Here is a 19,790-nt window from a genome sequence, read left to right on the forward strand (position 1 = left end):
ATGCGGCCAAGGGCTGGGAGGAGCTTGCCGCCAGGCACCCGCCAACACCAGGGCCGCCTACGACGCGATCCGGGCCGAGCCCTGCCCGGTGCCGCCCACCGAACGGCAGCACCGGCTCAAGCGTGAACTCGGCTCCGGGGTGCACGACGGCCGAGCGCTGGACCAGTGGCAGTACGAGGTCACCTCGGGCGGCCGGGTCTGGTACCTCGTCGACCGCGACGCCCGGATCTGCAGGATCAGGCACGCCGGGACGGGACATCCGAAGGCGACCGACTAGCTGCTCGTCAGGCGGTGGTGCCAGGACTGGGCGGCGGGGTCGGTGAGGGAGGCGACCTGGTCGATGATGACGCGCCAGCGGGCGGTGTCGTCGGCGGCCTCGCGCCACAGCGGCGCGAACATCGGGTCCAGCTCGTCGGGCGCCCGGTCGGCCAGCAGCGCCACCAGCTCGGTCAGGATCTCGCGCTGCCGGGTGTACCAGGGCTCCATGCCCCGGCGGCGCATCACGTACCGCAGGGCGATGCCCTTCAGCAGGGCGCAGCGGATGCGGGCCGACGTGGGCACGATCAGGTCGGCGTCGTAGCGGCGCAGCCGGCCGTCACCATACTTGTCCCGGGTGGCGTCCAGGGCGGCGGCGACGAAGCGGCCGGTCAGCGCGCTGGTGCAGGCCTTGAGCGCGATCTGCGCCCGGTACGACCCGTCGTAACCCGCCAGCGGCGCCACCGCCGGATCGGCCAGCAGCTCGCCCAGCGCCGCCGCCAGCGTGGCGGCCGACTCCGACGAGTACACCCGGGCCACGTCGGCGCAGAGCGCGGCCCGCTCGTCGGCGTCGTCCAGCAGCGGCCGCAGCGAGATGAAGCCGGAGAAGAATCCGTCCTCCACGTCGTGCACCGAGTACGCCACGTCGTCGGACCAGTCCATGACCTGCGCCTCCAGGCAGCGCCGGTCGGACTCCGGGACGCCCAGGCGGATCCAGTCGAAGACGGGGCGGTCGTCGGCGTAGACGCCGAACTTGCGGGTGCCCTCGCGGCGCGGCCACGGATACTTGCAGGTCGCGTCGAGGGAGGCCCGGGTCAGGTTGAGGCCGGCACCCTCCACCTTGGCCTCCAGCCGCGACAGCACCCGCAGTGTCTGCGCGTTGCCCTCGAAGCCGCCCCACGGCCGCGCCACCTCGTCGAGCGCATCCTCTCCGTTGTGGCCGAACGGCGGATGTCCCAGGTCATGGGCGAGACCGGCGACGTCGACGACGTCCGGGTCGCACCCGAGCCGGGCGCCCATCTCGCGGGCGATCTGCGCCACCTCGATCGAGTGCGTCAACCTGGTACGCAGGAAGTCGCCGCTGCCCGCCGTGTGCACCTGCGTCTTGGCGGCCAGGCGCCGGAACCCGGCCGAGTGCAGCACCCGGGCCCGGTCCCGCTCGTACGGGCTGCGCCCGGAACCGGTGTCCTTGCCGGGCTCGGTGGCGAACCGCTCGCTGGGATCAACCATCAACCAAGCGTACGGCGTACCGACGACGCTCCGTGGTGGACCAGGCGGGTCCCGAGTCCCGGCCGGACGATGCTCACTGCGGCTGCTCGAAGGTCTCGATGTCGTCCAGCACCGTGATCGTGACGACGACGTCCAGCGGGGTCTCCCAATTGACGTGCAGCAGGAACTCCACTCCGCCGGCTTCACCGCCCGCGCCGTGGGGTCCGACGTTCGTCACGAAGACGTGCGCGGCGCCGAGCAGCGGCCGACCGAGCGTCTTGGGTCCGAACAGGCCACCGAACACCGGCGTGAACTCCGCGGCGGTGATGACGACGGCCGAGTCCAGATTGATGGCGTCCCAGTTCCAGTTCTTCCGGATCACGCCCCTTTGGCCGCGGTACAGGATGCGGATCGAACGAGCCATGGCACACCTTCCCAATCTCATCGAACCCGACGAAAGGCGACGCACCCCACCGTACCGACCACCCCCCAAAACGGATATACCCTCATATGGGGACCGGCCCTGCCACGTAGATCGCCGCAGTTTCGGGGAAAGTGCAGGAATCTTGGCGGCCATTCGTGCACTTTCCCCGAAACTGCAGTTCGACGGGGTGAACCTCGGTTCGACCCGCCCGATCGGCAGCTTCGCCATCGCCAACACCGGCGGCTGGACGAGCTGGCAGAGCATCCCGGCGAACGTGGGCGCGGTGACCGGTACCCACACGGTCTTCCTGACCTTCACCAGCGGCCAGCCCGCCGACTTCGTCAACACCGACTGGCTTCAGTTCCGGCACTGACCTCGCACGGCGCACCGTGATCGTTCAAGTTGCCGGGCAGTCGGGCGAATGCACGGCCTTGATACGCCCGACTGCCCGGCAACTTCAAACGGGGCCGTGCCCGCGGCCGGGCCGCGGCCAGCGCGGGGCGGGACGGGGCGGTGGCGGGTCAGGCCGGGGGTAGGAGGCGGAACTCGTTGCCCTCCGGGTCGGCCAGGACGGTCCAGGGGGTGTGGGCGGCGGCCGCCGCGACGTGCCGCGCGCCCATGTCCACCAGGCGTTCGATGTCGGCCGCGAGGTCGTCGGTGGCCAGCTCCAGCTGGAGCCGGTTGCGGCCGGCGCGCGCGGCGCCGGCCTTCACGAACAGCATCCCGGGGTACGAGCCCGCCTCGCGCGCGATGGCGACGACGTCGGGACGCTCCTCCAGGATGCGGAAGTGGAGCACCTCCGCCCACCAGCGGGCCAGCCGCGCCGGATCCCCGGCGTCCACTGCGGTGCCATGCCAGTGCAGCCCCATCGCCGCCTCCTGCCGGTGTGGACAGAGTGCGGACAGCGTACGCCCAGAATGCCCGATCTGCCACGGGCAGTTCGGTCTACGGCAAACTCGCTCAGAGCGCCGCCCGGCCCGCCTCCAACCTGGCCACCGGGGTGCGGAACGGAGAGCAGGACACATAGTCCAGCCCCACTTCGTCGAAGAAGCGGACCGAGTCGGGGTCGCCGCCGTGCTCGCCGCAGACCCCGATCTTGAGGTCGGGGCGGGCCTGGCGGCCCTCGGCCACGGCGATGCGGACCAGGCGCCCGACGCCGTCGCGGTCGATGGTCTCGAACGGCGACACCCCGAAGACCCCCAGCTCCAGGTACCGGCCGAAGAACGAGCCCTCGACGTCGTCGCGGGAGAAGCCCCAGCCCATCTGAGTGAGGTCGTTGGTGCCGAAGGAGAAGAAGTCGGCCGCCTCGGCGATCTGGTCGGCGGTCAGCGCTGCCCGGGGTACCTCGATCATCGTGCCGATGGGCACGCCGGCCAGGTCCTCCTCCTTGAGGATGCGCTCGGCGTCGATCCGTACCGCCTCGAGTTCCTGGACCGCGCCGACCAGCGGGACCATGATCTCGGGGCGCGGGTCGCCGCCCTCGGCGCGGGCCTTGACCGCGGCCTGCGCGATGGCCCGCACCTGCATCCCGAACAGCCCCGGAATGACCAGCCCCAGCCGTACGCCGCGCAGGCCCAGCATCGGGTTCTGCTCGTGCATCCGGCGTACCGCCGCGAGCAGCTTCTCCGCGTGCGGGTCGGGGGTCCGCGCGGTGGCGACGGTGACGGCCAGCTCCTCCAGCGGCGGCAGGAACTCGTGCAGCGGCGGGTCGATCAGGCGGATCGTGACCGGCAGGCCGTCCATCGCACGGAAGATCTCGACGAAGTCGTCGCGCTGCAGCGGCAGCAGCGCGGCCAGCGCGTCTTCCTGCTCGCGCTCGCCTTCGGCGAGGATCAACCGCTCGACCAGCGCCCGGCGCTCGCCCAGGAACATGTGCTCGGTCCGGCACAGCCCGATGCCCTGCGCGCCGAAGCGGCGGCCGCGCGCGGCGTCCTCGCCGGTGTCGGCGTTGGCCCGTACGGCCAGCCGGCGCCGCTGGTCGGCGTGGGTGAGCAGCCGGTGTACGGCGGCCACCAGCGCGTCCGCGTCGGGGGCCAGGTCGCCGTCGAAGTAGCGGACGACCGGGCTGGGCTGCACCGGGACCTCGCCCAGGTAGACCCTGCCGCTGGTGCCGTCGACCGAGATCACGTCGCCCTCGCGGACGGTCGTGCCGTGCACGGTGAACTCCCCGGCGGCGGTGTCGACGGTCAGCTCGTCGGCGCCGCAGACGCAGGTCTTGCCCATGCCCCGGGCGACCACGGCGGCGTGCGAGGTCTTGCCGCCCTTGCTGGTGAGGATGCCCTGGGCGGCGATCATGCCGGGCAGGTCGTCGGGGTTGGTCTCGCGGCGGACGAGGATCACCTTCTTACCCTGCGCGGCCAGCTCGACGGCGCGGGCCGAGTCGAACACGGCCTGGCCGACGGCCGCGCCCGGCGAGGCGGCGACGCCCTCGGCGATCGGCTCGCCGGTGGCGGCAGCGTCGAAGGTGGGGAACATCAGCTGGGCCAGGCGGGCGCCGCTCTGCCGCCGCAGCGCCTCGTCCAGGTCGATCAGGCCCTCGTCGACCAGCTGCGAGGCGATGGTGAAGGCGGCCGCGGCGGTGCGCTTGCCGACCCGGGTCTGCAGCATCCACAGCTTGCCGCGCTCGATGGTGAACTCGATGTCGCACAGGTCGCGGTAGTGCTGCTCCAGCGTGCGCATGATGTCGGTGAGCTGGTCGAACGAGACCTTGTCCAGCTGCTCCAGCTCCTGCAGCGGCACGGTGTTGCGGATGCCCGCGACCACGTCCTCGCCCTGGGCGTTGGCCAGGTAGTCGCCGTAGACGCCGGTCGCGCCGGTGGCGGGGTCCCGGGTGAACGCGACGCCGGTGCCCGAGTCGGGGCCGAGGTTGCCGAAGACCATCGCCACGATGTTGACGGCGGTGCCCAGGTCGGCCGGAATGCGCTCCTGGCGTCGGTAGACCACGGCGCGCGGGGCGTTCCAGGAGTCGAAGACGGCGCGTACGGCCAGGTCCATCTGCTCGCGCGGGTCCTGCGGGAAGTCGCGGCCGGTGTGCTCGGCGAAGATCTGCTTGAACGTGCCGACCAGCTCGCGCAGCTCGCCGGCGCTCAGCTCGACGTCGGCGCGGCCGCCCTTGACCTGGTCGAGCGCGTGTTCGAAGGCCTCGCCGGGCACGTCGCAGACGGTCTTACCGAACATCTGGATCAGTCGGCGGTAGGAGTCCCAGGCGAACCGCTCGTTGCCGCTGACCGCGGCCAGGCCGCCGACGCTGGCGTCGGTGAGGCCCACGTTGAGGACGGTCTCCATCATGCCGGGCATCGAGAACTTGGCGCCCGAGCGCACCGAGACCAGCAGCGGGTCGTCCGGCTGGCCCAGGGTCCGGCCCATCGTCTGCTCCAGCGCCGCCAGGTGCGCGTCGACCTGCCCGGCCAGCTCCGCGGGGGGCTCGCCCGCAGCCAGGTACTCGCGGCAGGCCTCGGTGGTGATGGTGAAGCCGGGTGGGACGGGCAGCCCGAGCCGCACCATCTCCGCCAGGTTCGCACCCTTGCCGCCGAGTAGATCCTTGAGGTCCTTGTGACCCTCGGCGAAGTCGTACACGTACTTCGTCATCGAGACCCTCCAGCATCATGGGCGGCGCTGCCACCACCCAGTCTTGCGCGGACCTTAACGCCGGGTAAGGAAACTTAGGAGGAGCTGGTGATTATCGGCACACAAATAGAAGTCTGTGCCGTTCGTACGGTTTTTGGGGAGCGTTCCCATGCGCACGACCGCGCATATCGAGCACCGGTACGTGGGCCAGGACACATTCACCGGCATGCGTGAATGGGGCAGCCGGGCGGCCCTGCCGGTTGGTAGCGTCCGACCATGCATCCGTTCGGTCCAGAAGCGACCCGCGACCCCCATCCCGTCTACGCCCAGCTGCGCGAAGAGGCACCGGTCCACGAGATCGCGCTGAAGGCCGACAGCACCGTCTGGTTCGTCACCCGGCACGACGACGTCCGCAGGGCGCTGTCCGACCCGCGCCTGACCAAGGATCTGGGCCCGATGCGGCTCGGCGGCGCCATCGCCTTCCCGCCCGAGATCCACAACGCGGTGAGCAGCCACATGCTGTCGGTGGACCCGCCCGACCACACCCGGCTGCGGCGCCTGGTCTCGTCGGTGTTCACGCCCCGGCGGGTGGCCGACCTGCGCCCCGCGATCCAGCGCATCTCCGACGAGCTGCTGGCCGGCCTCGACGGCGCCGACGAGGCCGACCTGCTCGACGCGTACGCCTTCCCGCTGCCGCTCCAGGTCATCTGCGAGATGCTCGGCGTGCCGATGGCCGACCGGGAGAGCTTCCGGAACTGGTCGAACACCATCGTCGCGGGCGCCTACGCCCCGCCGGAGGAGACCGGCAAGGCGATCATGGCGATGATCGGCTACGTACGCGAGCTGATCGCGGCCAAGCGGGCCGAGCCCGACGACGCGCTGATGTCGGCGCTGATCACGGCGACCGACGACGGCGACCGGCTCACCGAGGACGAGCTGACCTCGATGGTGTTCCTGCTGCTCATCGCCGGGCACGAGACCACGGTCAACCTCATCGGCAACGGCCTGCACCTGCTGCTGGCCCACCCGGAGCAGGCCGACCGGCTGCGCGCCGACCCGTCGCTGCTGCCCGCGGCGATCGAGGAGTTCCTGCGGATCGAGAGCCCGGTGAAGACGGCGACGGTGCGCCTGGCCAAGGAGGCGGTGGACTTCGGCGGGGTGGTCGTCCCGGCGGGGGCGATCGTCATGGTCAGCCTGCTGTCGGCCAACCACGATCCGCAGGCCTTCGCCGACCCGGACCGGTTCGACCCGGCGCGCGCGGAGAACCAGCATCTGGCCTTCGGCCACGGGCTGCACTACTGCCTGGGCGCCCCGCTGGCCCGGCTGGAGGCGCAGATCGCCATCCACGACCTGCTCGACCGGTTCCCGAAGATGCGCCCGGCCCGGCCGCTGGATGAGCTGACCTGGAAGTCCGGGGTGCTGCTGCGGGCGCTGGACGAGTTGCCGGTAGTTCTACGCTGAGTTACCGTCGGGGTGCGCTGAGCTACTCGATCGGGGCGCACGGGGGCCTTCGGAGCCCCGATCGAGAGCCGGCCGCCTATCCGGACGGGATCACCGCCGGCTCAAAATGCCACCAAAACGGGCTTGGTGTGAGTCATATCACATCCTCTCAAGCTCCCCTTTTCTGGACGCAACAGGACCAGAAGGGGAGGAAATCTCACCGACCGGGGCAGGGGATTCCCCCTAGGGCTGGTGAGTCGGCTCACTGACCAGGCACGATGGCCTTCCTCGTTGGCAAGGACGACAACGAAAGGCCCCCACCCCCGTGAAGTACTTCCGACGTGCCCAGCACAACACCCCCGGACTGTCCGACACGAGCCGCGCGCAGGTCGTCGGCCTCACCGACCGCCTCCGTGGTGGCCTCGCCCGTCACTCACGGGCGGCCCTGGTCGCCGTCACCACCTCGGCCCTGGCCGGAGCCGGCGCCTTCGCCATGCTCCACCAGGCCGACCCCGACACCGGCGCGCAGCCGGCCGTGGTCGACGCCGCGCCGACCGTCGCCCTCACCCCCCGCGCCGTCACCGGCCCGCTGGCCGACGCGCTCGCCGAGCGGGCGCTGATGGTCGCCGACAGCGCCAGCCGCGCCGACCGCCCGGTCGCCACGCCGTCGGCCTCGCCCTCCCCCTCGGCCTCGCCGAGCCCGTCGGCCTCCGCCAAGCCGAAGCCGACCGTCACCAAGAAGCCGAAGCCGAAGCCCACGGTGGCCAAGAAGCCGGCGCCGAAGCCGAAGCCGAAGCCCACCGTGACGAAGAAGCCGACGCCGAAGCCCGTGCCGAAGCCGGTGGCCCCCAAGCCGAAGCCGAAGCCCGTCGCCAAGCCGCTGTGGACCATCCCGCTGCCCGGCGCCCAGATCACCTCGTGCTTCGGCGCCCGCTGGGGCACCATGCACAAGGGCATCGACTTCGCGATGCCCAGCGGCACCCCGATCCACGCGGTCGGCGCCGGCACCGTGGTCAGCGCCGGTTGGGCGTACAGCGGCTACGGCATCTCGGTCGTGGTCGACCACCACAACGGCTACCTGAGCCACTACGCCCACATGTCCCAGGACAAGGTGTCGGTCGGTGACGAGGTCAAGGCGGGCGACGTGCTCGGCCTGGAAGGCTCGACCGGCGACTCGACCGGCCCGCACCTGCACTTCGAGATCCACAAGGGCATGTGGAACCAGGTGAACCCCGCCCCCTGGCTGCGCGACCACGGCCTCGCCATCAGCGGCTGCTAGACCTGCACACCCACCCCCCGAAGTTCGGCCCGGACCTCCCCCCAGGGGTCCGGGCCGAACTGTATGGGATTCCGCGAACCGACTTGCACTGAATGTGTGAGTAATACGATCTGTCGTATTCCGTGAGGGAGGTTCGCATGAGGAAGCGTGACGTGCTCGCCGTGGTCACGGCGTCGCTGCTGGCCCTGGCCGCCGCGGGGTGCGAGAGCGGCTCGGACTCGGGTGGCGGCGGCTCCGGCGGCGGGAAGATCGCCCTCCTGCTGCCCGAGTCCCAGACCACCCGGTACGAGCAGCACGACCGCCCGCTGTTCGAGGCCAAGGTCAAGGAGCTGTGCCCCGACTGCGAGGTCATCTACAGCAACGCCCAGCAGGACCAGAGCCGCCAGCAGCAGCAGGCCGAGGCCGCGCTCAACAACGGCGCCAAGGTGCTGGTGCTCGACCCCGTCGACGGCGCGGCCGCGGGCACCATCGCCTCGCTGGCCAAGTCCAAGGGCGTGCCGGTGATCTCGTACGACCGCCTGATCCAGAACGCGCCGATCGACTACTACATCTCCTTCGACAACGAGCGCGTCGGGCAGCTGCAGGGTGAGGCGCTGGTCAACCGGCTCAAGGAGCAGGGCAAGACCTCCGGCGACATCGTGATGATCAACGGTTCGCCCACGGACAACAACGCCAAGCAGTTCAACAAGGGCGCGCACAGCGCGCTGGACAACTCCGGCTTCAAGACCGTCCCCACGCCCGACTACTTCACGCCCGAGTGGAAGCCCGAGAACGCGCAGAAGTTCATGGAGGGCCAGATCGCCCAGCTGGGCAAGGACGGCTTCGCCGGGGTGTACGCGGCCAACGACGGCACCGCCGGTGGCGCCATCGCCGCCATGCGCGCCGCGGGCATCGACCCCGTGCCGCCCACCACCGGCCAGGACGCCGAACTCGCCGCCATCCAGCGCATCGTCTCCGGCGACCAGTACATGACCGTGTACAAGGCGTTCAAGCCCGAGGCCGAGCAGGCCGCGACGCTGGCCGTGGACCTGGTCAAGGGCAACAAGCCGAGCACCGGCAAGACGGTCGACAACGGCTCCGGCGCGGTCCCCTCGTTCCTGCTCGAACCGGTCGTCGTCAACCAGGGCAACATCAAGGACACCGTGGTCAAGGACGGCCTCTACACCACCCAGCAGATCTGCACCTCGGCGTACACCGCCGCGTGCCAGGCGGCCGGGCTGTCCTGACGCCCTGAGGGGGTTGCCATGAGCACCATGTCCAGCAGGCCGATCCTGTCGCTGCGGGGCATCGACAAGCGGTTCGGGGCGGTGCAGGCGCTGACCGGCGTGGACCTCGACGTCCACGCCGGGGAGGTGGTCGCCCTGGTCGGCGACAACGGCGCGGGCAAGTCGACCCTGGTCAAGGTGATCTGCGGGGTCGGCCCGCCCGACGGCGGCACCATCACCTTCAACGGCACCGACGTACGCATCGACACCCCGCACGCCGCGCAGGAGCTGGGCATCGCCACCGTCTTCCAGGACCTGGCGCTGTGCGACAACCTCGACGTGGTCGGCAACCTGTTCCTCGGCCGCGAGCTCAAGCGCGGCGCCAGCCTCGACGAGGTCGAGATGGAGCGGCGCAGCGGCAAGCTGCTGCGCGACCTGTCGGCGCGGATTCCCAGCGTACGGCTGCCCGTCGCGGCCCTGTCCGGCGGCCAGCGGCAGACCGTGGCCATCTCCCGCTCGCTGCTCGGCGACCCGCGCGTGGTGCTGCTCGACGAGCCCACCGCCGCCCTCGGCGTCGCGCAGACCGCCCAGGTCCTGAACCTGGTCGAGCGGCTGCGGGAACGGGGCCTGGGGGTGGTCCTGATCAGCCACAACATGGTCGACGTACGCGCCGTCGCCGACCGCGTCGCGGTGCTGCGCCTCGGCCGCAACAACGGCGAGTTCCGCACCGCCGACGTCACCAACGAGCAGATCATCGCCGCGATCACCGGCGCCACCCAGAACGTGGTGACCGAGCGGATGGAGCGGCTGCGCGAGGCGGAGCACGGCCGGACGGCAGAGCGCGGCGACGCGGAAGGCGGCATGTCATGACCGACCCGGTCACCGATCCCGGCCCCGGTCCGGCGGTCGCGCCGCCGACCCCGGCCACCGAGCTGTCCTCCCCGAAGGACGCCGTCGGCGGCTGGCTGCAGACCCTGCGCACCGGTGACATCGGCTCACTGCCGGTCATCATCGGCCTGATCCTGATCGTCGTCGTGTTCCAGAGCCTGAACCCGACCTTCCTCAACGCGTTCAACCTGGTCAACCTGTGCCTGCAGATCGCCGCGCTGGGCATCATGGCCACCGGCATCACGCTGGTGCTGATGCTGGGCGAGATCGACCTGTCCATCGGCTCGGTCAGCGGCGTCGCGGCGGCGGTCCTACTCGTGACGCACGTCCGCGACGGCCTGGGGCCCTGGGTCGCCGTGCTGCTCGCGGTGCTGGCGGGCGCCGTCATCGGCCTCATCCAGGGCTCGATCTTCGCCAAGGTCGGCGTGCCGTCGTTCATCGTGACCCTGGCCGGCCTGCTCACCTGGCAGGGCGTACAGCTGCGCATCCTCGGCGAGCAGGGCACCATCAACCTGCCGCCGGTCGGCACGCTGGTGAGACTGGCCCAGTTCTCGTTCGTACCCCGCTGGCTGGCCATCGCGCTGGCCGCCCTGATCCCGCTGCTCTACCTGCTGTTCAGCCTGATGACCCGGCGCCGCCGCGTCTCGACCGAGCTGCCCGTGATGCCGCTGTGGCTGCCGATCACGGTCGCGGTGATCCTGTTCGTGCTGCTCCAGATCGTCGTGGCGAAGCTGTACCTCGACCGGGGGGTGCCGTGGACCTTCGTGTTCATGATCGTCATCGTCGTCTTCTTCGACTGGCTGCTGCGGCGCACCGCGTACGGCCGCAAGATCTTCGCGGTCGGCGGGAACATCGAGGCGGCCCGGCGCGCCGGCATCAACGTCAACCTGATCCGGATCTCGGTGTTCACGCTGTGCAGCACTCTCGCTGCGGTCAGCGGCGTGGTCGCCGCGATGCGGCTCGGCTTCGCCAACCAGCAGTCCGGCAGCGGCGAGACACTGATCAACGCGATCGCGGCGGCGGTCATCGGCGGCACCAGCCTCTTCGGCGGCCGCACCCGCCGGTACGCCCCCCTGCTGGGCGCCCTGGTCATCGGCGCCATCGCCAACGGCCTGGAACTGCTGAGCCTCTCCTCGGACGTACGCCTCATCGTGACCGGCACCGTCCTACTCGCCGCAGTGGTGATCGACGCCCTCGTCCAGCGCTCCCGCACCTCCCACGGCCGCTGACCGGAGACAAGATCGTTCGGTGGGTGCAGTTTCGGGGAAAGTGCGGGTATCCCGACCAAGATTCGTGCACTTTCCCCGAAACTGCACGAACGCCCCCCGCGCGACGGGGGCGCGACGGGGCGCGTCAGCGGATGATGCCGCGGCGGCGGGCTTCGGCGGTGGCGGCGGTGCGGTTGTCGACGCCGAGTTTGGCGAAGACCTGGACCAGGTGCGACTTGACCGTGGCCTCAGTGATGAACAGCTGCCGGGCGATCGCCGAGTTGGAGTGCCCCGCCGCGACCAGCTGCAGCACCTCGGCCTCGCGCGGGGTCAGGCTGGCGCCGGGCGAGCGCACCCGCGACACCAGCCGCGTCGCCACCGACGGGGCGAGCACGGTCTCCCCGGCCGCCGCGGCGCGTACGGCGGCGCGCAGGTCGTCCGGGTCGGCGTCCTTCAGCAGGTAGCCGATCGCCCCTGCCTCGATCGCCCGCAGGATGTCGGCGTCGCTGTCGTAGGTGGTGAGGATCAGGACCCGGGGCGGTTCGGGCAGCTCGCGGAGCCGGGCGGTGGCCTGGGCGCCGTCGATCCCGGCCCCGAGCTGCAGGTCCATCAGGACCACCTGCGGGTGCAGCCCCTGGACGAGGCGGACCGCCTCCTCGCCGCCGGAGGCCTCGCCGACGACCGACAGGCCCGGGTCGGCGGCGAGGGTGGCGCGCAGGCCCGCCCGGACGATGGGGTGGTCGTCCACCACCAGCACGGTGATCATGCCGCCTCCAGGACGGATTCGGCGGGGAAGGACAGGGGCGCGGTGGCGCTGATGGCGGTGCCCCGGCCGGGTGCCGACTCGACCACCAGCGTGCCGCCGACCTCGGCCAAGCGGCCGCTCATCGCGGCCAGGCCCAGCCCGGTGCCGGACGAGGCGCCCACCGGGCGGGCCGGGTCGAAGCCCACGCCGTCGTCGGCGATGTCGACGCGTACCGCGCCGGGTTGGAAGGTGAGGGTGACGGCGACCCGGTCGGCGGCGGCGTGGGCGCGGACGTTGGCGAGCGCGGCCTGGGCCACCCGCAGCAGCGCGACGGCCACCGGGGTGGGCACCGCGCACGGCTCGCCGTCGAGCACGAACCGGGCCTGGACGCCGAAGTCGCGCAGGTCGGCGACGACCCGCGCCAGCGCCTCGGGCAGCGGGCGCCCGGCCAGTTCGGCGGGGGTCAGTGCGCGTACCAGGCGGCGGGTGTCCTCCAGCGCGCCCTTCGCGGCGCGTTCGGCGATGTCCAGCTGGGGCCGGGCGTCGGCGGCGTCGCGGGCCGCGCGCAGCAGCAGGATGATGCTGGACAGGTTCTGCGCCACGGTGTCGTGGATCTCGCGGGCCAGCCGCTCGCGCTCGGCCAGGATGCCCTCGCGGCGCTCGGTCGCGGCCAGCCGCTGCTGGGCCTCGGTCAGCTCGCGGACCAGGGCCGCGCGGGCCTCGCTCTCGCGGCGCAGGCGGCGGTAGACGGCGGTGCTGACGATGGCGACCGCGGCGCCGAACACCGGCCCGAGCACGGCGGCGGGGTCGAGGTGGCCGCGGTGCAGCGCGACGGCGGTGATCGAGCCCGCGGTGAGCAGCGCGACGCCGGGCAGCGCCCAGCGGTCGGGCAGCAGCTGGCGGTAGAGCAGGAACAGGGCGAACGCGAGCCAGACGAAGCTCAGCGACACGGCCACCAGGGCCGCCCACAGGGCGGTCAGCACGGCGAGCCACAGCACGGCCAGGCGCGGCCCGGCGGCCCGGCGGGACAGGGCCATGCCGACGGCGTACCAGCAGGCCACGGCCAGGGTCGTCAGGGCCGTGGCGGCCCGGTGGGCGCCGTCGAGCCAGGACTGGCCGGCGCCGACGAGCAGCAGCGCGGCGAACAGCGCGTGCTCGGCGCGGCGCAGCAGCTCCGGCGCGTCGATGCGCGCCCTACCCATGGTGTGACCAGCTCATGATGGGACCGAGCGTAGCCAGCCGGGGCGGGCAGGTCGTACAACCTTCGACGGAGACAGGGGTGCGACCTTCGCCTCCGCCGGGCCCGTCGGCGGTGCGATGGCGGGGCGGGCGCGGCGGGCGAGGCTGGGGTGCGTGTTCATCGCCATACGTGACCTGCGCTTCGCGCGCGGCCGGTTCGCCCTGCTGGGCGGAGTGGTCGCGCTGATGACGCTGATGGTCGTAGCCCTGACCGGGCTGACGGCGGGGCTGCGTGCCGCCGCCGTCTCCGCGGTCGACCGACTGCCCACCGCCTACCTCGCCCTCGAACAGCCCCCGGACGGGGCGCAGCCGTCCTTCGCGACCAGCACGCTGACCGCCGAGCAGGTGGCCGCGCTAGGCGCGTACCCCCTGGGGATCTCCACCAACCGGCTGGCCGCGGGCGGGCGGACCACCGCCGTCACCGTGTTCGGCGCCGACGCGGCGCTGCTGCCGCCGCTGCGGCGCGGCGCGGCGGGCGGCCTGGCGCTGCCCGCCGATCTCGCCGCCGACCTCGGCCTGTCCCCCGGCGACCCGGTCGAGCTGGGCGGGCACCCGCAGACGGTGTCCGCGCTGGTCGAGCCGGTCTCGTTCAGCCACCTGCCGGTCGTGTACCTGCCGGTGCCCGCGTGGCAGGCGCTGGCCCGGACGGACACGGTGACGGCGGTGGCGCTGGCCGCGCCACCGGCCGCGCCGGTGCCGGGCACCGTGCTGCGCACCCGGGCGCAGTCCCGCGACGCCGTCGGCGGGTTCAGCTCCGAGCAGGGCTCACTGGACCTGATGCGGGGCCTGCTGCTGGTCGTGTCGGCCCTGGTCGTGGGCGCCTTCTTCACGGTATGGACGGTGCAGCGCACCCCCGACCTGGCGGTGGTGCGGGCCCTGGGCGCCGGCCGCGCCTACCTGCTGCGCGACGCGCTCGGGCAGGCCGCCGCCGTACTGCTGGCCGGGGCGGTGCTCGGCGGTGCCGCCGCGACCGGGCTCGGCCTGCTCGCCGCCCGCGCGGTGCCGTACGTCGCCGACGCCTCGACCGTCGCCCCGCCGCTGCTCGCCATGGTCGGCGTGGGCCTGCTCGGCGCCGTCGTCGCGGTGCGGCGGGTGGCCGCGGTCGACCCGATCACGGCCCTGGGGAGCGCCCGATGAACCCCTCGACCCGGCACCCGGAGGCCGGCCCGGCGAGGACCGGAAGCGAGGCGGCCCGATGAGCCTGGCAGGAGGCGGTCCGATGGACCTGCAAGCGGATGCGATGAGCCTGGCAGGAGGCGGCCCGATGGGCCTGGAGCTGGAGGATGTCCGCGTCACCTACCCGGACGGGGACCGGCGGCTGACCGCGCTGGCCGGGGTGACGCTGCGCGTGGCGCCGGGTGAGCTGGTGAGCGTGCTGGGACCGTCGGGTTCGGGCAAGTCCAGCCTGCTCGCGGTGGCCGGGCTGCTGCTCACGCCGGACGGCGGCCGGGTGCGGATCGGCGGCGTCGAGGCCGCCGGGCTGCGCGGCGGTGCTCGCGACCGGCTGCGCCGGGAGCGGATCGGCTTCGTGTTCCAGCAGGCCAACCTGCTGCCGTCGCTGACCGCGCTGGACCAGCTGCTGCTGTCGGCCCACATCCGCGGCGAGTCGGTGCGCTCGGCCAGGGGCCGGGCTGAGCGGCTGCTGGAGCGAGTGGGGCTGGCGGCGCGGCGCGACCGGCGGCCGCACCAGCTCTCCGGCGGCGAGCGCCAGCGCGTCGGGATCGCCCGCGCGCTGCTGGGACGCCCGCGGGTGCTGCTGCTGGACGAACCCACCTCGGCCCTGGACCACGAACGGGGCGTCGACGTGGTCGAGCTGATCCGGGCGGTCACCGCCGAGCACGGCGTGGCGTCGCTGCTGGTCACCCACGATCAGGCGCACGCGCGCCGGGCGGACCGGGCGGTGGTGCTGCGCGACGGCGGGCTCTGCTGAAACGTGGCCGGGGCGCGGCCGTAGCCGCGCCCCGGTGGGAAAGCGTCAGGCGGCGTTGACGATACCGTCAACCTCGCGCTTGGCAACCTCCTTGGCAACCTCCTTGCCAACCTCCATGTCACACCTCCCCTGCGTCCTATGGAGACAAAGTTCGCGTTCCGACGACGGCTGCATGGTCTGCCGCCGGAGGGTGCGAACCCGTACGTGACAGGAGCGTAGCGATAGTTGCGGCGACAGGAAAGATGCCCACTTCTCGATCTTCAGAATGACGTTCCGAAGTGTCCAGATAGACTGCTATGAGAGTCAGTCTGGCGACATTTCCACTGTCGAATCATTGAAAGTGCCGTATTAATCACACTGACGTAGATCATTGTGAGTTCGAGGCCGGTATTGTGTGCCGTCAATCGGATCACTAGCGTGTGGTCCACCGGGGACCGATCTGCGGAGGTGGCGGTGTCGATCCTGTGCGCCGATGACTACCGGGCGCTGGCCCATGCCCGCCTGCGTGGCGACGTGTGGGACTTCCTGGACGGCGGCAGCGGGGCCGAGCTCAGCGTCGACGCCAACCGGGCCGCCTTCGACCGCGCGCTGCTGCGCCCGCGCACGCTCGTCGACGTGTCCCGCATCGACACCACGCGCAAGCTGCTCGGCGGGGCGCTGACCGCGCCGCTCGGCGTCGCCCCGATCGCCTACCACCGCATGTACCACCCCGAGGGCGAGACGGCCACCGCGGCCGGCGCCGGGCGGGCGGGCGCGCTCTTCGTGGCCAGCATCTTCGCCAGCCGCACCGTGGAGGAGATCGCCGCCGCCGCGACCGGGCCGCTGTGGCTGCAGCTGTACTGGCTGCGCCAGCGCGCCGCCCTGGCCGAGCTGGCCCGGCGCGCCCAGGACGCCGGGTTCCGCGCCCTGGTGCTGACCGTCGACGCGCCCCGGATCGGCAAGCGCCTGCGCGACCTGCGCAACGGCTTCGTGGTCGACCCGGACATCCGCGCGGCCAACCTGGACCCGGCCCTGATGACCAGCGCCCACGAGCGCCGCGACGGCGCGTCGTCGATCGCCACGCACGCCGCGCTGACCTTCGACCAGACCGTCACCTGGCACGACCTGGCCTGGCTCAAGGGCGTCACCGACCTGCCGGTGGTGCTCAAGGGCATCCTGACCGCCGAGGACGCCGCCCGCGCCGTCGAGTACGGCGCCGACGCCGTCATCGTGTCCAACCACGGCGGACGGCAGCTCGACGGGGCCGTGCCCGCGCTGCGGGCGCTGCCCGAGGTGGTCGCGGCCGTCGCGGGCCGCTGCCCGGTGCTGCTGGACGGCAGCGTACGCACCGGACGCGACATCTTCGTCGCGCTGGCGCTGGGGGCCGAGGCGGTGCTGATCGGCCGCCCCGCGCTCTGGGCTCTCACCGCCGGGGGCGCCGACGGCGTCGCCCACGTGCTGTCGCTGCTCTCCGCCGAGCTGGAGCACACGATGGCGCTGACCGGGCGGCCCGCGCTGGCCGACATCGGCCGCGACGCGGTGCTCACCGGCGAGCGCCCGCAATCCTGAGTTCCGCGAAGGAGCAGCAGATCATGGTCAAGCTGGACAGGCAGCGGCTGCACGTGTCGGTCACCGACCCGGTCGCGGCGTCGATGAACTTCCTCAACGAGGTCGCCGGGCGCTACCCCGACGCCATCTCGCTGGCCGCGGGCCGGCCGTACGAGGGCTTCTACGAGACCGCCGACATCAACCGCTACCTCGACCGGTACGTGGCGTACCTGGCCGAGCAGGGCAGCGACCCGGTCCAGATCCGCCGCGCCCTGATGCAGTACGGCCGCACCAACGGCCAGATCCACGGCCTGATCGCCCGGATGCTGGCCACCGACGAGGGCATCGACGTGCCCGCCGACGCGATCTCGGTGACGGCGGGCTGCCAGGAGGCCATGGTCATGGCCCTGCGCGGCCTGTGCGCGGGCCCCGACGACGTGCTGCTGGCCGCCGAGCCCTGCTACGTCGGCATCACCGGCGCGGCCCGCATCCTCGGCATCGAGGTCGTCCCCGTGCCCGAGGGGCGCGACGGGCTCGACCCGGCCCGCGTCGCCGAGACCGCCCGCGCGGTACGCGACAGCGGCCGTACCCCCCGCGCGCTCTACCTGGTGCCCGACTTCTCCAACCCGTCCGGGCTGTGCCTGGACGTGGCCGCCCGGCAGCGCCTGCTCGACGTGGCCGAGGCCGAGGACCTGCTGATCCTGGAGGACGACCCGTACGGCCTGTTCGGGCTCGACGACCGCCCCCGGCCCAAGCTCAAGGCGCTCGACACCCGCCAGCGCGTGATCTACCTCGGCTCGTTCGCCAAGTCGGTCTTCCCCGGCGCGCGCATCGGCTTCCTCGTCGCCGACCAGACCGTCGTCGACGACGCCGGGCGGACCACGCTGCTGGCCGAGGAGCTGTCCACGATCAAGAGCATGCTCACGGTGAACACCTCCCCGATCGCGCAGGCCGTGGTCGGCGGGGTCCTGGTCGAGTCCGGTTGCAGCCTGCGCGCCGCCAACGCCGACAAGATCGCCTTCTACCGGGAGAACCTGCGCGGGCTGGTCGACGCGCTCGACCGGCACCTGCCCGCGCCGTGGCGCGAAGAGGTGGGCGTGCGCTGGAACCAGCCCGAGGGCGGGTTCTTCGCCGTGGTCGACGTGCCGTTCACCGCCGACGAGCGGCTGCTGGAGGAGTCGGCGTCCCGGCACGGGGTGCTGTGGACCCCGATGAGCTTCTTCTACACCGGCGGCGGCACCCGCTCCCTCCGCCTGTCGTGCAGCTACCTCGACGCGGCCACGGTCGAGGAGGGCGTCCGCCGCCTGGCCGCGATGATCCGCGAGAACCTCCCCGCGTAGCGCGCCCGCGCGCCGCGTTTTGGGCGGCAGTTTCGGGGAAACTGCACGAATCTTGGGCTTCTTTCGTGCAGTTTCCCCGAAACTGTACGCGCCCCGGCCTCCTTGACAACTAAAGTTGTCGGTGGGAGGGTTCCAGGATGCTTGATGTGGCGGTGATCGAGGATCCGGCGGCGGCGGAGGTGTGCCTGGATCCGGTGCGGGCGCGGCTGCTGGCGGCCCTGGCCGAGCCGGGCTCGGCCAGCACGCTGGCGAACCGGGTCGGCCTGACCCGGCAGAAGGTGAACTACCACCTGCACGCGCTGGAGCGGGTCGGGCTGGTGGAGCTGGTCGAGGAGCGGCGCAAGGGCAACATGACCGAGCGGGTCATGCAGGCAACGGCCGCGTCGTACGTCATCTCGCCCGCCGCGCTCGCCCCGGTCGCACCCGACCCCGACCAGGCGCCCGACCAGCTGTCGGCGCGCTGGCTGCTGGCGCTGGGCGCCCGGCTGGTACGGGAGGTCGGCGAGCTCATCACCGGCTCCCGGGCGGCGAAGCAGCCGCTGGCGACGTTCGCGGTGGACAGCGAGATCCGGTTCGCCTCCGCCGCCGACCGCGCCGCGTTCGCCGCCGAGCTGACCCGCAGCCTCGCCGGGCTGGTCGAGCGTTATCACGATGAGCACAGTCCCGGCGGGCGCCGCCACCGGCTCGTGGTCGGGCTGCATCCGAGCCTGGTCGCGCCCGCCTCCGGGCCCGCCGCACCGGCGACCCTGCCCGACGCGGCACGGCCCGAACTGACGAAGGAGTAGCAGCATGGACGGCGAGTTCGAGATCGTACGCGAGGGCAGCCTGCGGACCACGCCCGAGGAGTACTGGGACGCGGTCACCACCGGCAACGGCGGCTGGCTGTGGCCGATGGAGTTCGAGCCGCGCGTGGGCGGGCAGGCCGCCTTCGGCGGCACGGTCACCGAGTGGGAGCCGCCGCACCGGCTGTGCAGCCGGATGGAGGCGCCCAACGGGTGGTTCAACCAGGTCGAGCACACTGTCGACGACGCCGGGGACGGCACCGTCCGGTTCCGGTACGTGCACAGCGGCGTCTTCGTGGACAACTGGGAGAACCAGTACCAGGGCGCCGATGAGCACACCGACTTCTACCTGCACACGCTCGGGCAGTACCTGGCGTACTTCAGCCGACGCCCGGTGGCGTACGCCTCCGTCGAGGCGCCGGCCGCCTCGCAGGCCCCGGCCGGGTTCGACATCCTGCGCGCCGCGCTGGGCCTGGGCGCGGGCACCAGGCAGGGCGACGCGGTCGCCGTGGACCTGCCCGGGGAGGGCATGACCCAGGTGACCGTGGACTACTGGCACCCGCACTTCCTGGGGCTGCGCGGCCCGGACACGATGTACCGCTTCTTCGGCCGCAACGTCTTCGGCGCCCCGGTCGGCTTCGCCGCCCACCTGTTCGCCGCCCACGCCGACGCCGAGGCGACCCAGAAGTCCTGGCAGCACTGGCTCGACACCGTCTACGCCTGAGCCAGGTTGGGAAGGGGCCCTTCTGCTA

Annotated in this window: 18 protein-coding genes and 1 pseudogene; 13 read left to right on the forward strand and 6 right to left on the reverse strand. The window is 72.2% G+C overall.

What is annotated here, in order from left to right; all coding sequences use genetic code 11:
* The first annotated feature begins 88 nt into the window (after positions 1-88).
* Positions 89-277, forward strand: coding sequence for a hypothetical protein (locus QEZ54_RS23305; protein ID WP_281306830.1), 189 nt, complete (start codon positions 89-91; stop codon positions 275-277).
* Here QEZ54_RS23305 and QEZ54_RS23310 read toward each other — a convergent pair.
* Positions 274-1,485, reverse strand: coding sequence for a deoxyguanosinetriphosphate triphosphohydrolase (locus QEZ54_RS23310; RefSeq protein WP_281306831.1), 1,212 nt, complete (start codon positions 1,483-1,485; stop codon positions 274-276). The genes QEZ54_RS23305 and QEZ54_RS23310 overlap by 4 nt on opposite strands.
* A 73-nt stretch (positions 1,486-1,558) precedes the next feature.
* Positions 1,559-1,888: a hypothetical protein gene (locus QEZ54_RS23315; RefSeq protein ID WP_281306832.1), complete on the reverse strand. Its 330-nt coding sequence runs from the start codon at positions 1,886-1,888 to the stop codon at positions 1,559-1,561.
* A gap of 199 nt (positions 1,889-2,087) precedes the next feature.
* On the opposite strand from QEZ54_RS23315, the pseudogene QEZ54_RS23320 reads away from it, so the two are divergent.
* Positions 2,088-2,261, forward strand: a pseudogene (locus QEZ54_RS23320) (carbohydrate-binding protein); the annotation flags it as partial.
* A 148-nt stretch (positions 2,262-2,409) separates the two neighbouring features.
* Here QEZ54_RS23320 and QEZ54_RS23325 read toward each other — a convergent pair.
* Together QEZ54_RS23325 and ppdK are read right to left on the reverse strand one after the other, a co-directional pair.
* Entirely contained in the window at positions 2,410-2,757 is a 348-nt protein-coding gene (locus QEZ54_RS23325) for a VOC family protein (protein WP_281306833.1), read from the reverse strand.
* A gap of 91 nt (positions 2,758-2,848) precedes the next feature.
* A complete protein-coding gene (gene ppdK, locus QEZ54_RS23330; protein WP_281306834.1) occupies positions 2,849-5,476 on the reverse strand; it encodes a pyruvate, phosphate dikinase in 2,628 nt (875 codons plus the stop codon).
* A 255-nt stretch (positions 5,477-5,731) separates the two neighbouring features.
* On the opposite strand from ppdK, the gene QEZ54_RS23335 reads away from it, so the two are divergent.
* The 5 genes from QEZ54_RS23335 to QEZ54_RS23355 all read left to right on the forward strand — a co-directional run bounded on the left by QEZ54_RS23335 (position 5,732) and on the right by QEZ54_RS23355 (position 11,496).
* Entirely contained in the window at positions 5,732-6,916 is a 1,185-nt protein-coding gene (locus tag QEZ54_RS23335; protein ID WP_281306835.1) for a cytochrome P450, read from the forward strand.
* A 304-nt stretch (positions 6,917-7,220) separates the two neighbouring features.
* A complete protein-coding gene (locus tag QEZ54_RS23340; protein ID WP_281306836.1) occupies positions 7,221-8,174 on the forward strand; it encodes a M23 family metallopeptidase in 954 nt (317 codons plus the stop codon).
* A gap of 137 nt (positions 8,175-8,311) precedes the next feature.
* On the forward strand, positions 8,312-9,400 hold the full coding sequence (locus QEZ54_RS23345; protein ID WP_281306837.1) for a sugar ABC transporter substrate-binding protein: 1,089 nt from the start codon (positions 8,312-8,314) through the stop codon (positions 9,398-9,400).
* A gap of 18 nt (positions 9,401-9,418) precedes the next feature.
* Positions 9,419-10,249, forward strand: a complete 831-nt coding sequence (locus QEZ54_RS23350) for an ATP-binding cassette domain-containing protein (protein WP_281306838.1) — start codon at positions 9,419-9,421, stop codon at positions 10,247-10,249.
* Positions 10,246-11,496, forward strand: a complete 1,251-nt coding sequence (locus QEZ54_RS23355) for a sugar ABC transporter permease (protein WP_281306839.1) — start codon at positions 10,246-10,248, stop codon at positions 11,494-11,496. The genes QEZ54_RS23350 and QEZ54_RS23355 overlap by 4 nt, the downstream gene beginning before the upstream one ends.
* Before the next feature lie 124 nt (positions 11,497-11,620).
* Here the strand turns inward: QEZ54_RS23355 and QEZ54_RS23360 are convergent, their stop codons facing one another.
* Both QEZ54_RS23360 and QEZ54_RS23365 read right to left on the reverse strand, forming a co-directional pair.
* Entirely contained in the window at positions 11,621-12,241 is a 621-nt protein-coding gene (locus QEZ54_RS23360) for a response regulator transcription factor (protein WP_281306840.1), read from the reverse strand.
* On the reverse strand, positions 12,238-13,422 hold the full coding sequence (locus tag QEZ54_RS23365) for a sensor histidine kinase (protein ID WP_281306841.1): 1,185 nt from the start codon (positions 13,420-13,422) through the stop codon (positions 12,238-12,240). Before QEZ54_RS23365 ends, QEZ54_RS23360 begins: the two co-directional genes overlap by 4 nt.
* Positions 13,423-13,573: 151 nt before the next feature.
* Between QEZ54_RS23365 and QEZ54_RS23370 the strand changes: the two genes are divergently transcribed.
* The 6 genes from QEZ54_RS23370 to QEZ54_RS23395 all read left to right on the forward strand — a co-directional run bounded on the left by QEZ54_RS23370 (position 13,574) and on the right by QEZ54_RS23395 (position 19,762).
* On the forward strand, positions 13,574-14,596 hold the full coding sequence (locus QEZ54_RS23370) for an FtsX-like permease family protein (protein WP_281306842.1): 1,023 nt from the start codon (positions 13,574-13,576) through the stop codon (positions 14,594-14,596).
* A gap of 82 nt (positions 14,597-14,678) precedes the next feature.
* Positions 14,679-15,389 carry an ABC transporter ATP-binding protein gene (locus tag QEZ54_RS23375; protein ID WP_281306843.1) on the forward strand — a complete coding sequence of 237 codons (711 nt, stop codon included), beginning with the start codon at positions 14,679-14,681 and terminating at the stop codon, positions 15,387-15,389.
* A 459-nt stretch (positions 15,390-15,848) separates the two neighbouring features.
* Positions 15,849-16,937, forward strand: a complete 1,089-nt coding sequence (locus QEZ54_RS23380) for an alpha-hydroxy acid oxidase (RefSeq protein WP_281306882.1) — start codon at positions 15,849-15,851, stop codon at positions 16,935-16,937.
* A gap of 23 nt (positions 16,938-16,960) precedes the next feature.
* On the forward strand, positions 16,961-18,256 hold the full coding sequence (locus QEZ54_RS23385; RefSeq protein ID WP_281306844.1) for a PLP-dependent aminotransferase family protein: 1,296 nt from the start codon (positions 16,961-16,963) through the stop codon (positions 18,254-18,256).
* Between the two features lie 137 nt (positions 18,257-18,393).
* Positions 18,394-19,041, forward strand: a complete 648-nt coding sequence (locus QEZ54_RS23390) for a helix-turn-helix domain-containing protein (RefSeq protein ID WP_281306845.1) — start codon at positions 18,394-18,396, stop codon at positions 19,039-19,041.
* Between the two features lie 4 nt (positions 19,042-19,045).
* The gene (locus QEZ54_RS23395) at positions 19,046-19,762 is read left to right on the forward strand and encodes a hypothetical protein (RefSeq protein WP_281306846.1); all 717 of its coding nucleotides are present in this window, start codon (positions 19,046-19,048) and stop codon (positions 19,760-19,762) included.
* Positions 19,763-19,790: the final 28 nt, after the last annotated feature.

Origin of the sequence: Catellatospora sp. KI3 (genome assembly GCF_029948125.1) — a bacterium.
In the GTDB taxonomy this organism is placed as follows: Bacteria; Actinomycetota; Actinomycetes; order Mycobacteriales; family Micromonosporaceae; genus Catellatospora.